Annotated in this window: 12 protein-coding genes and 1 pseudogene; 4 read left to right on the top strand and 9 right to left on the bottom strand. The window is 68.7% G+C overall.

Annotated features, from left to right (window positions below; translation table 11 throughout):
* From ACFWY6_RS37340 to ACFWY6_RS37330, 3 genes are all read right to left on the bottom strand, one after another.
* Positions 1-398 (bottom strand): phosphoglycerate mutase family protein (locus ACFWY6_RS37340; protein WP_384700146.1); only part of this gene is annotated, 398 nt, incomplete at its 3' end.
* Positions 399-479: 81 nt separating this feature from the next.
* Entirely contained in the window at positions 480-920 is a 441-nt protein-coding gene (locus ACFWY6_RS37335; RefSeq protein WP_384700144.1) for a GNAT family N-acetyltransferase, read from the bottom strand.
* A 62-nt stretch (positions 921-982) separates the two neighbouring features.
* Entirely contained in the window at positions 983-2,428 is a 1,446-nt protein-coding gene (locus tag ACFWY6_RS37330; RefSeq protein WP_384700142.1) for a PLP-dependent aminotransferase family protein, read from the bottom strand.
* Here ACFWY6_RS37330 and ACFWY6_RS37325 point away from each other — a divergent pair.
* Both ACFWY6_RS37325 and ACFWY6_RS37320 read left to right on the top strand, forming a co-directional pair.
* Positions 2,427-3,419, top strand: a complete 993-nt coding sequence (locus tag ACFWY6_RS37325; RefSeq protein WP_384700140.1) for a DMT family transporter — start codon at positions 2,427-2,429, stop codon at positions 3,417-3,419. The genes ACFWY6_RS37330 and ACFWY6_RS37325 overlap by 2 nt on opposite strands.
* Before the next feature lie 75 nt (positions 3,420-3,494).
* A complete protein-coding gene (locus ACFWY6_RS37320) occupies positions 3,495-3,689 on the top strand; it encodes a DUF1918 domain-containing protein (protein ID WP_384700138.1) in 195 nt (64 codons plus the stop codon).
* A 1-nt stretch (position 3,690) separates the two neighbouring features.
* Here ACFWY6_RS37320 and ACFWY6_RS37315 read toward each other — a convergent pair.
* Positions 3,691-4,008, bottom strand: a pseudogene (locus ACFWY6_RS37315) (hypothetical protein); the annotation flags it as partial.
* A 31-nt stretch (positions 4,009-4,039) separates the two neighbouring features.
* On the opposite strand from ACFWY6_RS37315, the gene ACFWY6_RS37310 reads away from it, so the two are divergent.
* Entirely contained in the window at positions 4,040-5,608 is a 1,569-nt protein-coding gene (locus ACFWY6_RS37310) for a recombinase family protein (protein ID WP_384700136.1), read from the top strand.
* 194 nt (positions 5,609-5,802) lie between these two features.
* Here ACFWY6_RS37310 and ACFWY6_RS37305 read toward each other — a convergent pair whose 3' ends face one another.
* The 5 genes from ACFWY6_RS37305 to ACFWY6_RS37285 all read right to left on the bottom strand — a co-directional run bounded on the left by ACFWY6_RS37305 (position 5,803) and on the right by ACFWY6_RS37285 (position 11,626).
* Entirely contained in the window at positions 5,803-7,296 is a 1,494-nt protein-coding gene (locus ACFWY6_RS37305) for a replication initiator (protein ID WP_384700134.1), read from the bottom strand.
* Between the two features lie 1,003 nt (positions 7,297-8,299).
* Entirely contained in the window at positions 8,300-8,521 is a 222-nt protein-coding gene (locus ACFWY6_RS37300; protein WP_384700132.1) for a hypothetical protein, read from the bottom strand.
* A gap of 11 nt (positions 8,522-8,532) precedes the next feature.
* A complete protein-coding gene (locus ACFWY6_RS37295) occupies positions 8,533-8,709 on the bottom strand; it encodes a hypothetical protein (RefSeq protein ID WP_384700130.1) in 177 nt (58 codons plus the stop codon).
* Between the two features lie 154 nt (positions 8,710-8,863).
* The gene (locus ACFWY6_RS37290) at positions 8,864-10,075 is read right to left on the bottom strand and encodes a helix-turn-helix domain-containing protein (RefSeq protein ID WP_384700128.1); all 1,212 of its coding nucleotides are present in this window, start codon (positions 10,073-10,075) and stop codon (positions 8,864-8,866) included.
* Between the two features lie 306 nt (positions 10,076-10,381).
* A complete protein-coding gene (locus ACFWY6_RS37285) occupies positions 10,382-11,626 on the bottom strand; it encodes a glycoside hydrolase family 10 protein (RefSeq protein ID WP_384700126.1) in 1,245 nt (414 codons plus the stop codon).
* Positions 11,627-11,806: 180 nt separating this feature from the next.
* Between ACFWY6_RS37285 and ACFWY6_RS37280 the strand changes: the two genes are divergently transcribed.
* Positions 11,807-12,667, top strand: a complete 861-nt coding sequence (locus tag ACFWY6_RS37280) for a 3-hydroxybutyryl-CoA dehydrogenase (protein WP_266868918.1) — start codon at positions 11,807-11,809, stop codon at positions 12,665-12,667.
* The last annotated feature ends 45 nt before the right edge of the window (positions 12,668-12,712 follow it).

Genomic DNA, 12,712 nt, shown 5'->3' with positions numbered 1-12,712 from the left:
CGGGGGGGGCTCCCCCCCCCCCCCCTCCCCCTGCCTCGCCCCCCCCCCGCCCCCGCGCCGCCGCGGGGGGCGCCCCGCGGACCCCGCCCCCCGCGCCCCCCGCCCCCCGGCTCGCGCGCCGTCACATCGGCGAGGGTCAGACCGCGCCACCGCCCCATGTCGCAGTCCCGCAGGGCAGGCTGGGCCAGCGGCGCGAAGCCCAGGGCGTCGCCGGTGCCGCGGCTGCGCGGCGTGGGCGAGCAGTAGCGCAGCTCGGCCGCGGCCAGCGGAAGCAGCGCGGGGGCGGCGAGCTGCACCTCGTGCCAGCCCGCCTGGTCGAGCGGCCGGTCGTCGTCGAAGCGCTCCGCGAGCAGCGAGGCGCTGCGAGCGGCGGCGATGAGCGTGACGCGTACGTGCATGCGGTGATCGTGGAGTGCCCGGCAGCCCAGGTCAAGGTTTTACTGTGCGTACGCGAATGGCCCGGGCGCCCCCGAGCCCGCTCACTGCCGCCCCAGCGCCATCCAATTCCCCGGGGCCTCAAGGGCCTTGAAGCCGACCTTCTCGTACACGCCGTGCGCGTCGGCCGTGCCCAGCAGGATCCGGCGCAGGGCGTACGGCGCCAAGTGGTCCCGGACACCCGCCACGAGCGCGTTCCCCAGGCCCTTTCCGCGGACCGACCGGTCGACGTACACATCACAGAGCCAGGCGAAGGTGGCGTGATCGGTCACGACTCGGGCATAGGCGACCTGATCGCCAGAAACCTCCTCGTACACACCGAAGTTGAGCGATCCGGCGATCGCCCGGTCCTGTATCTCGCGGGGCCGGTCAAGCGCCCAGTACGCGTCGGTGGAGAGCCATCGGTGGACGCGCTCGGCGTCGAGTCGGGCGGGGTCGGTGGACAGCTCATAGCCGGCGGGAAGCGCCTGGTGCGTATCGGTCATGGGGGCAGGCTGGCAGCCGCCACGGCCGGCCGTCGAGCGGTTTTCGCCTGCCGGAAGGGCCGTCACCCCGTGGTGCCCCACACCTCGTCGCATGCCGTACGCAGCCTGCGCACCCCCTCCTTGATCTCCCCCACGCCCGCCAGCGCCGCGAAGCTCAACCGCAGGTGTCCCGCCGGGGGTTCGGCCGCGAAGTAGGGGCGGCCGGGTGCGACGGCGACGCCCGCGCGCAGGGCCGCGCCCACCAGGGCCGCCTCGTTCATGCCGTCGGGCAGGCGCAGCCAGAGGCTGTAGCCGCCGGCGGGGATGTGCGGCACGGCCAGTTCGGGCAGGCCGATGGACAGGGCAGCCGCCATCGCGTCCCTGCGGTCCTTCAACTCGCCCGCCACCTGGCGCAGATGACGCGGCCAGGCCGGTGAGCCGACCAGTTCAAGGGCCGCCTCCTGGAGCGGTCTGGGTACGAAGAAGTGGTCGACGACCTGGATCGCGCGCAGCCGTTCGAGGACCGGGCCGCGGGCGACGAGCGCACTCACCCGGAAGCTCGGCGACGTCGCCTTGGTCAGCGAGCAGACATGCACCACGACACCGTCGGGGTCGTCGGACTGGAGCGGTCGCGGCAGCGGCCCCGCGTCGTCATGGACCAGGCGGCGCACGACGTCGTCCTCGATGACGAAGGCCCCGGCCTCGCGCGCTATGCGCAGCACCTCGGGCCGGCGCTCGGCGGAGAGCACGGCTCCCGTGGGGTTCTGGAACAGCGGCTGGCAGACGAAGACCCGCGCCCCGGTGGCCTTGAACGCCGCCGCGAGCAGCTGGGGGCGTACGCCGTCGGTGTCGACCGGCACCGGGACCGGACGCAGGCCCGCCGCGCGGGCGATCGCCAGCATGCCGGGGTACGTCGGCGACTCGAAGAGGACCGGGGCGCCCGGCGGTGCGAGCGCCCGCAGCGCCGTGGTCAGCGCGCTCTGCCCGCCGGCGGTGACCAGCACCTCGGCGGCCGTGATCGCGCCGCCGATGCCCCGCGCGAACCACTCCCGCAGCTCGGGAAGCCCGTCGACCGGCGGCCGCCCCCACGCGCCGGGCCGCCGCCCCGCCCGCGCGAGGGCCGCCGCCATCGCGCGCTCGGGCTGCAGCGAGGGGTGCAGATAGCCGCCGTTGAACTCGATGACGCCGGGCGGCGGCGCCGCGAGGGTGACCAGGACACCGGAGGCGTCCACCGCGCGCGGCACCAGCTCCGCGGCCGAGTCCGCGCTCAGCGACACCTCCTGCCACGAGGTGTCCCCCACCGGCGCGGGGGCGGCCTGCGGCTCAGCGCGGAACACACCGGCCCCGGGCCGGGTGACGACGAGACCCTCGGCGGCCAGCTGCGCAAGGGCCCGCGACACGGTCACCGGGCTCACCCTGAAGCGGTCCACCAGCGCCCGGCTCGACGGCAGCTTTCCACCAGGAGAGTAGCGGTCCAGCTCATCCCTCAGCCGTTTCGCCAACTCAGCCACACTGTTACTCTCATGCATGACAGCACAGGATAGCGCTACTCGCCCGAGCCGGATAGCAGTTGCCGAGGTCACGAGCAGCACCGCACCGACGGCGGCCGCCGGGGCCGCGGGCTCCAGGCCCACCACGCGCCCCGAGCCCGCCGCGCACGGCTCCCGCCGCGCCGGCACCGTCATGGCCGCGCTCGGCGTCACCGCCTTCTCGCTCACCTTCCCCTCCACCGCCTGGGGCCTGGAGGGCTTCGGCCCCTGGTCGTTCGTGGCCCTGCGGGTCGTCCTCAGCGCGGTCATCGCGGGCGGCGCGCTGCTCGCCCTGCGGGTCCCGTTCCCCGCGCGCCGCCACTGGACCGGGCTCGCGGTCGTCGTCGCCGGCGTCGTCGTCGGCTTCCCGCTGCTCACCACGCTCGCCCTGCAGACCTCCACCACCGCGCACGCGGCCGTGGTCGTGGGCCTGCTGCCGCTGACGACCGCCGTGTTCTCGGCGCTGCGGACCGGGGCCCGCCCCTCGCGGATGTTCTGGGCGGCGGCCCTCGCGGGCGCGGCCGCGGTGATCGCGTTCACCGTGCAGCAGAGCGGCGGCGCCCTGAGCACCGCCGACCTCTATCTCTTCGGCGCGCTCCTGATCTGCGCGGCCGGCTACACCGAGGGCGGCAGGCTCGCCCGCGAGATGCCGGGCTGGCAGGTGGTCGGCTGGGCGCTCGTGCTGTGCCTGCCGCTCGCCGTGGCCGGGGCGGCCGTCGCCCTGCAGTACGAGTCCTTCGAGCTCACCGGGCACAGCACCGCAGGGCTGCTCTACGCGGCCATCGGCTCGCAGTTCCTCGGCCTGGTCGTCTGGTACCGCGGCATGGCGATGATCGGCGTACCCAAGGCGAGCCAGCTGCAGCTCGCGCAGCCGCTGCTGACCCTGGTCTGGTCGGTGTTCCTGCTCGGCGAGCACCTCACCGTCGCCGCGCCGCTGACGGCCGCCGCCGTCCTCGTGTGCATCGCCGTCACCCAACGGGCCCGCGGGTAGGAGCCTCATCCCACCACCCGACGTAGACTGATGGCCACGGATCGCTACCGCCGGGTGGACGAGGAGGTCGCTCCCATGCGTGCAAGCGTAGGCGACAGGCTATTGGTGCACGGCAGGATCGTCGGGCAGCACGACCGGACCGCGGAGGTCATCGAAGTGCTCGGTGAGAACGGCACACCTCCGTACCGCGTCCGGTTCGAGGACGGTCACGAGACCCTGATGTCGCCGGGTCCCGACACCGTCGTACAGCACTTCGACGCCACCGACTGAGTCAGGGCCTGGCCCGCTCCTGATAGTGGTCGGCGACGACCCGCGCCATGGCGCCGATCCTGTCGACGCCCACTTCCTTCGCCGAGAAGTAGACGTGCCCGCGCACCTGCGGGAACCGCTTGGCGTACGTGAGGTGGCGGGACAGCTCGGCCGGGTCCTGCCAGGGCGCAGCCTGCGCCGGGTCGCCCGCCTTGTACAGGGCCTCGCCCACATAGAGGCGTACGCCCGTGTCCTCGACGACATCGGCCCACCAGGGCAGCAGCTTGCCGTAGTCCGCGACGGTGAAGCCGATGTTCCAGTAGAGCTGCGGGCAGGTGTATCTGGTGTGACAAACGGCCTAGGCTTGCCGTATGACGACCACAACAGCGAGCCGTGAACACCCTTGGGAAGAAGGCGAGTTGACCGAGCTCGCGCACCTCAAGGCCGTGAACGAGCAACTCCCGAAGGACTCTCCGCGCGCGCTGCTCTCAGTCCGCCTATCCATCCTGACCGACGACACAACGTCTCCAGTGCGCCAAGAGTTAGACCTCTGGCGCAAGGCGAACGACGACAGGGTCAGGGTTGTGGGAGTCGCCAGGGACCTGAACGTCTCGGCCACGAAGGTCCCGCCGTGGAAGCGTAAGGAGCTGGGAGACTGGCTCAACGACCGGTCCCCAGAGTTCGACGTCCTGATGTTCTGGAAACTGGACCGCTTCGTACGCCGCATCCTGGATCTGCAAGTGATCATCAACTGGTGCCAGGAGTACGGGAAGAACCTCAAGTCCCTTCACGACCCCATCGACCTCTCCAGCACGATGGGCAAGACGATCGTCTCTCTCATTGCTGGCATGGCGGAGATCGAGGCCGCGAACACCGGTATCCGGGTTACTTCCGTGTGGCAGCACGCCAAGACGCAAGATGCCTGGATCATCGGTCGGCCCCCGTATGGGTTTGTAACGGAGAAGGACAAGAGCGGAAAAGTACGCCTCGTAATTGACCCTCTTGGCCACAAGGTCTTGCGGTGGGCCTACGGGGCAGCACTGCGCGGCGTCTCCGCCTCGAAGATGGCTAAGATCCTCAACCGTGCGGGAATCCCCGGAGCCAACGGAGGAAAGTGGACCTCAACCACCCTCTTGATTCAGCTTCGGAATCCGGCAATCAAGGGAGTGCGCGTTGAGGTCGCCGGGAGATCTGGGCGGAACCGCTCGAAGGAAGTTCTCGACACCAAGGGAAATCCGATCAAAGTCGCGGACCCCATCGTGACGCAGGACGAGTTCGACGAACTACAGGGAGCCTTGGACCGAGCCAGCAGGACCAATGAGAATCCATGGACTCCGGGGGCAACCAAGTTCCTTGGCGTCATCGTGTGCCGGAACTGCAAGGGCAACTACACCGTACGAACATCCACCAGCCGCAAAGTTCGGTACAAGTACCTTCGCTGCCGCGTATGCGGGGGCAAGGGGGCAGGCCCTGAAGAGCTTTACACGGCTCTGGTAGAGGCCGTACTTGAAGAGCTTGGGCATCACCCCGTCGAGTACAGGGAGTACGCCCGTGGTGCGGAAAAGCGGGACCAACTCCGCCAGGTGGAGGCATCCATCAAGTACTACATGGAAGGCCTAGCCCCAGGGGGCCGGTTCGACCGAGGAGGGTTCGTCAAGGAGACCGCAGAGGAAACCCTTCAGTCCTTGCTTAACGAGATGGACGAAATCGCCCCGGAGAGCACCAAAGACCGGTGGGTACTCACCCATGGAGGTCGCACGTACCAACAGCAGTGGGAGGCTGGAGGCATGGAAGCCATGTCTCGGGATCTCCTACGTGCCGGTATCAAGTTTGAGGTTGGATACGACGATTCCAACGAGGTCGAGGCAGACCTGCTGATTCCCGAGGACGTACGAGAGCGACTGGTAATCCGGGAGGATGCCTTTAAGACTTCCTTCTGAGAACGTGAGAAACCCCGGCACCCACTCGGGAGCCGGGGCTTCTTTGCATCAGGATTTCTTCACGCGGACGAGTTTCCTGACTCCACTCTCGCTCACTCGGTACACGCGAACCGTGACACGTTCACCCCGCTCAACGGCTCGACAACGGGAGATCACTTTGACGGGTTTCGGTTGCCTCCTTTTCTTCGCGTTACTCACGGCCACTCCCCCCACTGCTCGGCGTCCTCCAACGCCTCTCTTGCTAGTTGGCGGTTGAGCGCGAGATCTTCGGCGATGCCTGCGGCGAAGAGGGCAGCACCGGGGGTGTAGCCAGAGCCGAAGTAGCACCAGGCGGATTCCTTGATCAGATTCGGATCGTCGTCCGGCCTGGGGCCGCCGCGCGCGAAGTCGGCCCGTTCCTCGCGCAGGGCCGCGTACGTGGTCGAGTAGCGGCGGGACTTGGTCAGGATGTGGCCCCGGTAGCCGAGCGTGTGGGTCCACGCGCGCAGCCGCAGGGGTGCCAGTTCCGCCAGGCCGCCCAGGCGCCAGCAGGTGCCCATCAGGGCCCGGATGTGAGACGTGACGACCGCCGCCCGGATGTCCGTCAGGCTCCGCACCGCGTGATCGAGTCCGGCCCCGGTGTCGGCAGCTCCCTTGGAGACGTACTTGGCCACGTAGGCGGCCACCGCGTCATCCGTGAGGCCGCCGTCATCGCCGAACGACTGGATCGGCCGGACATCCAACTGGGCACCCAGTACGAGGAGTTCGGTCCCGTAGGCCTGCGATTCGGGCACCCGCACACCGGCCGACACGGCAGCCGCGCGAACCGCATCGGTCAGCAGTTCACCCGTGGCCCAGTCCGGGGGCGGATCTCCGGGACCGCTTGGACCGTCCAGGCGGACCACGGCATGGAAGTGCACCGCCGCCCGCTTCTGGTACTCGGCGATCTTCGCGAACGACACCACCAGGTGCTCACCGAGCCGCGAGCGAGGCACCCCGCCAGCAGTCGCCAGGTGGCGGCGCACGCCGGTGGTGAACCGGTCCCAGAGCCGCCCCGCGTGCGCATGCCACAGGACATGGCCCACGTAGTCGTAGCAGTCCGCGCACAGAGGCCGACCCACCAGCGGATCATCCTCACCATGCAGGCGGGCACAGCCCAGCCGACGCCCGTGCTCGCACCGGGGGTCATCCCGGCGAGGGCGGCACCGGTCCCCCTCCACGGCATGATGGACCAGCCCGAAAGAGGGCGCGGTCAGGGTGACGAACAGGCGGGGCCGTTCCCTGACTTGATCCGGCACGCTCTTGCCGCCGAGCAGGCCGGAGCGCACCAGATGGAAGGTGTCCCCGGAGTGCTGATACGAGCACGGCGCACAGACCGAGGAACGCCGGTTGCGGCACCGCACGGCCAGCCGTTCACCGGGCTCACCCTCTGTCGAGTAGGAAGAGACCGCCTCACCCGTCACGGCATCCCACGTGGTGGTGGAGCCGGACAGGTACACCGGATGAGCACAGCCGCCGATGGCTTCGATCTGCTCTAACCAGCGGGAGAATCTCGGGTCACTGACGATCCGTATAGCGTCACGGCCCACCTCTGAGAGGGCATGTATTCGTTGTTCGTGTTCCAGCGCGGCAGAGCGTTCCTGCGGGCCGGACAGCGATGCGGACGGGCAGGTATTGCGTGTGGTGCTGGCATCGAATTCGGCAGACATGATGCGGCCTCCAAAGCCGGAAGTCGGGAACTAGATTGCGTGTATCCATGAGCGGTTCTCTCCTCTGCGCTAACGGGGCGCTTAGATTGCATACGCCCAGTCCAGGCGCGTTCAACTTGCCTTTACATTCTACGAGTTAGGACCGGAAACGGTTCCCGGATTTAACCCCGGACGAGCCTCAGGGATGACGCCCCAGCTATGGGAATTCCGCGCCGAAGCCGGAGGCTCCACGTCACATCAGCTCGTGCCGCCCCCGTGCTGTGCGCTCCCTCAGACGCCTCGATCGGGGCCTGCGGGGCAGGGGTGGCGGAGACTGTCTTCACTTACTCCAGGGCGCGCCTGCGGCGCGCCGGGCGGCTTCGGCCGCACCGGCCGGGCTGCGGCCTTCGGCCGGTCCCGTCCGCACGGCCACCACCCGGCGACCGCAGGCAACCCCAACGACGTGAACAGCAACCGCATCCCTGCCGCTGCCCCATCTCGGCGACCAGGAGCCGCAGCCAAAGGCGGACGGCTTCAGAGCGCGGGCCCTCTCCCCGCGCGGAACCCCGCACCAGGCGACCCCCGGAGCCCGCCCGAGCAGCAACCGGGGCCCACCCAGCTCCTGGCTGGGGCCGACGGCCTTCGAGGCTTTAGGCAGCCGCCATGGGGCGAGCCTCGAAGAACAGGGGGCCGATCGGGCTATTGCGGGCAGGCTCCAAGAGACTGCCCGATCCACTGGCGAGCGTAAGGCCCCCTGTTCACTCGCCCCATGGCAGCTCCCGCCCAAAGCCTCTACGGCCGGCGGCGTGCCCAAACCGCGCCATGACCAGGGCAAAGGCCCGTCCCCGCCGGGGCTTCTCAAAGTGGGCGAACCTCGATTAGCCACGCCCGGCGAGGACGGGCGTCTAGGGGAGTACGGAGTCAGAGGCTGCCGTAACGCCCAGTACGAAGCCGGACGAGCCCGCGATCATGACGATGAACAGCGGTCCGGCGAATCGGCCTAACCAACCCAGCGCACGGCGCATCAGGCGTGCCGCCAGGTGCGCCACGGACGGATGATCACCTCTCGGAAGGTGTGGTGCGATGGGTTCTTGCCGCAGTGCTTCAGTACCCAGCATTGCCCGTCCGCGGAGTCCTCGCTGCCGTCCGAGGACTCACCGCACACCGCACACTCCATCGCGTACGTGGTCGGCTCCGCATCAGGCTCACGGTCAGGCGTGAGCGTCCAGGTCTCGTGACGGATCACCGAACGGACGCTCACAGCCCCTGCACCGCCCGCACGTTGGCCGCCTCGACTCCAGCCTTCAGCCGCTCCGCCGAAGTTGCCGGACGGATCTGCGCCGGGTCGGCCTGCCATTCACGTCCGCCACCCACCGGACGCAGCATGGCGTACGGGCCGCCCTTGCCCTGGTACTCCCCGACCTTCCCCTTCACCGGGTCGTATAACAGCGCCCCGCGTTCCGGGACCGTCGTGTCTGCCTCCACCTGCCGCGCCATAATCAGTCCCTCTTGTCGACTGCCTCGAATAGCAATCGTCACGCAGGGTGGTGGAGGCGCTACAGGGACGCAACGGCCTACTTCTGCGGCCTTAGCTTGTGATCCCAAGGAACTCAGCGAGCTTGCGCAACCCCGGCGGATGCGTCGGCAGCGCCCACAGGTCGCTCACTATCGACACGGCCAACGTGTGATGCCGCATCCACGCCGGGGCGACCTCACGGAGTCGCGTCAGCGCCTTCACCGCACCGTCCGCATTCCCAAGGTCTGTGTGTGCACGTGCCACGTCCAGCAGGAGCCAGGTGCGCCACGACGGAGGCGTGTCAGCGCTGAGGCGCATCCCTTTCGCGAGCTGAAGAGCTTCCTCGGGGCGTGCGTGCTGCACGGCCAGGCGGACGCGCTCAATGCGCACGGACGAGCGACTGAAGACGGACACCATTCGCCCGTTGACCGGCGGCGGAAGCACGGCCAGGCGCTTCGTAGCCTTCTCGGCTGTCGACATCATTTCGCTTGCCGTGTCGTAGTCGCCCGATCGCGCCGCACTCGTCGCCGCCGACATGAGCAGCCCGCCCCACACACGCACGCCTTCGGCCGTGTCGCCGTGATCCCGCTCAACGCCGTCCGCCGCGTACACGGCAAGGTTCTCCGCGTCATCCAGACGATTTTGCCGCTGGTAGTTCCAGGCAACGGAGTTACTGACCATGGGGGCCAGCAACGGGTCAGACGACTGTTCAGCAGCGTTCATGGCACGCTCAAGTGCGCTCAGCGCAAGGTCCGTCTTTCCAAGACGGATTGCCAAGTGTCCGGCCAATTGAAGTGCCTTGCCCAATGCCGCCTGCCCGGCCGCCCTCTCCGCACCCTTGCCGACGGAGGCAGCGAAACGCGCGTCATTGAGGATGCCGGGCAGCACCTCCATCAACCGACCGAACTCCGCACTGTGGTAGAGCGTCCACGCGTCGGCGATCTCACGCCGGAGAAGAGGCACCGTCAGCCGCTCAGGGCCATTCAACTCGGGCGGAGGAGCAAAGAGCGGCGGCATGATCGCGCGCCGCACGGCGACGAGTTGGGGCGGGTCGGCCTCGCCGGTCGATGGGACTCCCGGCGGGTCCCCGAGGAGGGAGGTCAATTCGACCCCGAGCCCCTCAGCCAAGGCGTGCAGAGTCGGCAGTCGCGCGCTGTTCTTCCGCTTCTGCTCAAGTCTCCTGATCACGTCAGGGCACACGCCGGACTTCTCGGCTAGTCCCTCTTGCGTGAGGTCAGCCAGTCGCCGCAGACGAACCAGCCTGTCTCCCAAGTGCTCAGCCATGCATCGAGAGTACGACGGTCACCGGACGCGGGAACAGGAAAGGCGCACTGCCCACCGGACGAGGCGAGAGGACCTCGCTACGGCTTCAGTTCTCTCGCCTTCTGACGACAACCGTGATGGAACCTGCCCCGGACCTTCTCCGGGGCAGCGGAGTACCTTCCCTCAGCTCTCCACGTTGCCGCCGAGTGACCGCCTCCGACTTGAACAGCACCTGACGTATGCAGGCCTGCTCCCGCTCACTGTGCTGATCAAGGAGCTGAGCCAGCAGGGCGTAGGTACCGTCGAGTCGTGTACCGCTACCGTCCGTCACCTCGGCGGCCTCGCTGGCCCTTGGTAGTGATCAGCGACCACACGAGCCATCGCGCCGATCCGGTCCGCCCCGACCTCCTTGGCGGAGAAGAAGACATGGCCCTTCACCTCCGGATACTTCGCGGCCAGCGTGAGATGCCGGGAGAGTTCGGCCGGGTCCTGCCACTGCGCAGGCTGCGCCGGGTCGCCCGCTTTGTACAGGGCTTCACCGATGTAGAGCCGTACGCCAGTGCCACGGGCGACGTCTGCCCACCACGGCACGAGGACCGAATAATTTGCAGGAACCTGCTGGTCAAGAGGGTGTGCCGACCAATACAGCTGCGGGCAGACGTAGTCGATCCAGCCCTTCTTGACCCAGCCGCGGGTGTCGGCGTGCAGGTTGTCGTAGGTCTGCACGCCCGCCTGGGTGTCCGAACCGAGCGGGTCGGTCGAGGCGTTGCGCCAGACCCCGAAGGGGCTGATCCCGAACTCCGTGCCCTTGCGCAGCTTGTGCACCCGCTTGCCCATCTCGCGCACCAGGCGGTCGATGTTGTCCCGGCGCCAGGCGGCCCGGTCCGGGAAGCCGCCGCCGTAGCGCGCGAAGGCATCGTCGTCGTCGAAGACCTGCCCCGCGACCGGGTACGGGTAGAAGTAGTCGTCCCAGTGCACCGCGTCGATGTCGTAGTGGCGCAGGGCGTCGAGCATCGCGTCCTGGACGAAGCGCCGCACCTCCGGCAGGCCGGGGTTGTAGTAGAGCTTCCCGCCGTACGGCACGACCCACTCCGGGTGCAGCCGTGCGGGATGCGTCGGCACCAGGCGTGAGGGGTCGGTGTGGTTGGCGATGCGGAAGGGGTTGAACCAGGCGTGCAGTTCTAGCCCCCTGCGGTGTGCCTCGCGCACCGCGGTGCCCAGCGGGTCCCAGCCGGGGTGCTTGCCCTGCACTCCGGTGAGGTACTCCGCCCACGGCTCGTACGGCGAGGGCCACAACGCGTCGGCGGTGGGCCGCACTTGGAAGATCACGGCGTTGAGCCGGCGCCGCACGGCCGTGTCGAGATGCGCCATCAGCTCGGCCCGCTGCTCGTCGGCGGTGAGGCCCGGCTTCGAGGGCCAGTCCCGGTTGGCGACGGTCGCCAGCCACATCCCCCGCAGCTCACGTCGTGACGGAGCGCGTCCGGGAACCGCCGCCGCGTCGCCCGCCGCTGTGAGCCCCGCCACCATCGCGGCCGCCGCAACCGTGAATCCACGGCGTGACATACGCCTCATCCGCTCGCCCCCTGGGCCCGATATTCGCCAGAACCGCTGCTTGTACCGGACAGCATGCCCGACCCGGCACCTCATGCACCGGAGGTTCGGGAGTAACGTTCACCGGCGGGGCAGGCACCGCACTCGAACGGGGGACCTGCCGGCCCGTTGATCAGCGAAAGGCACGAGGTGACCGACTCTATGCCCGACATCGAACGCGTCGGAGTAGTGGGCTGTGGCCAGATGGGCGCCGGGATCGCGGAGGTCTGCGCCCGCTCCGGACTGGATGTGAAGGTCGCGGAGACCACCGGCGAGGCCCTGGAGATCGGCCGCACCCGGCTCTACAACTCCCTCTCCAAGGCCGCCGAACGCGGCAAGATCACGGAAGAGGAGCGGGACGAGACGCTCGCCCGGCTCAGCTTCACCACCGACCTCGGGGAGTTCTCCGACCGCGACCTGGTGATCGAGGCCGTCGTCGAGAACGAGGCGGTCAAGACCGAGATCTTCCAGGTGCTCGACCAGGTGGTGACCCGGCAGGACGCGATCCTCGCCTCCAACACCTCCTCCATCCCGCTGGTGAAGCTGGCCGTCGCGACCTCGCGTCCCGACCAGGTCATCGGCATCCACTTCTTCAACCCGGCCCCGGTGCAGCAGCTCGTCGAGCTGATCCCCGCGCTCACGACGTCCGAGGGGACGATCAGCCGTGCGCAGGCCATGGTCGAGAAGATCCTCGGCAAGCACGCGATCCGCGCCCAGGACCGCTCGGGCTTCGTGGTCAACGCCCTCCTCATCCCGTATCTGCTCTCCGCGATCCGGATGTTCGAGTCGGGCATCGCAAGCCGCGAGGACATCGACAACGGCATGGAGATGGGCTGCGCCCACCCGATGGGCCCGCTCAAGCTCGCCGACCTGATCGGCCTCGACACGGTCGCCTCGGTCGCCGACTCCATGTACGCCGAGTACAAGGAGCCGCTGTACGCCGCTCCCCCGCTGCTCCAGCGGATGGTGGACGCGGGCCGGCTCGGCCGCAAGTCCGGCTCGGGCTTCTACCCCTACGCCTGACATCTCGTACCGCACGCGGGCCCGGCACACGACCAGACGCTGATA

Source organism: Streptomyces sp. NPDC059037 (genome assembly GCF_042740015.1).
Lineage (GTDB): Bacteria > Actinomycetota > Actinomycetes > Streptomycetales > Streptomycetaceae > Streptomyces.
This window is presented reverse-complemented; position numbering and strand designations above follow the sequence as displayed.